Origin of the sequence: Allobosea sp. (assembly GCF_030695125.1) — a bacterium.
In the GTDB taxonomy this organism is placed as follows: Bacteria; Pseudomonadota; Alphaproteobacteria; order Rhizobiales; family Beijerinckiaceae; genus Allobosea.
Window position 1 is genome coordinate 1 of record NZ_JAUYTP010000025.1, and the last position, 1,039, is coordinate 1,039.

At 67.9% G+C, this 1,039-nt stretch carries 1 protein-coding gene and 1 pseudogene; both read right to left on the bottom strand.

Translation table 11 applies throughout. From position 1 onward, the window contains the following. A pseudogene (locus tag Q8S38_RS07065) lies at nt 1-484 on the bottom strand (hypothetical protein); the annotation flags it as partial. Beyond that, nucleotides 481-1,039: ABC transporter ATP-binding protein (locus Q8S38_RS07070; RefSeq protein ID WP_305679717.1), on the bottom strand; the 559-nt coding region annotated here is incomplete at its 5' end. The pseudogene Q8S38_RS07065 and the gene Q8S38_RS07070, both read right to left, overlap by 4 nt.

A 1,039-nucleotide genomic window follows, 5' to 3' on the forward strand; every position in this document is an offset into this window, starting at 1 on the left:
CGGCTAGCGTGCCGATATAGACATAGGTGTAGTAGGTGAAGGTCATCACCGTGATCAGGCCGGGCCAACCGTAGAAGCTCGGGATGTCGATGCCCATCGCGCCGAGCCAGCGGGTGATGAAGCCGTTGTTGCCGAGCATCATCAGCCAGGTCTGGGCGGCGATGACCTCCGGGATCACGAGCGTGACCAGCGGCAGCACGGCGACGATGCCCTTGCCGGGGAACGAGAACCGCGCATTGAAATAGGCCAGCGGCACGCCGATCAGCGTCGTGGTCAGGGTCACGGCCAGGCCCAGCACGATGGTGTTGACGATGGCGGTGGCGTATTTCGGATCGCCGGCGAGCATCGCCCAGCCCGAGCGGCCGCTGCTGCCGCCGAAGCTGCCGGTGAGCACGTTCAGCAGCGGATAGAGCAGGAAGACCGCGAGGATCGCGAGCGCCAGCGCGGACAGCCAGAACAAGACCGAGCGCAGCTGCGCGCTCATGACGCCAGCACCAGGGTCTTGCCCGGGTCGAGGACGAGCCTTACGCGGGCGCCGGGTTCGAAGCGGTCATGCGCGCCGTTCTGCAGAGCGACCGCCAGCACGCGGCCACCGGCGAGCGCCACCTTGTAGCTCGTCTTGCCGCCGAGATACTGGCGATGGGCGATGGCCGCCGGGAGGGCGTCCAGCGCCTCCCCTTCGACCATGACGATGTCTTCCGGCCGCGCGACGAGGATGGCGCGGCCGGCCGGCAGCGCCGCGGGTGCGCGCGCAGCCAGGCTCATCCCGTCAAAAGCCACCGGACCGACCTCCCCTGCCTGCCGCCTCCCGGTCTCGACCTCGACCAGATTGGCGCCGCCGACGAAGTCGGCGACGTAGCCGGTTGCCGGCTCGCGATAGATCGTGGCGGGTGTCCCGACCTGTTCCAGCCGGCCCTTGTTCATCACGCCGATCCGGTCCGACATCGCCAGCGCCTCCTCGCGATCATGGGTGACGAAGACGGTGGTGATCTTCGCTTCGCGCTGGAGTTCGACGATGGTTTCACGGACCTGGAGGCGC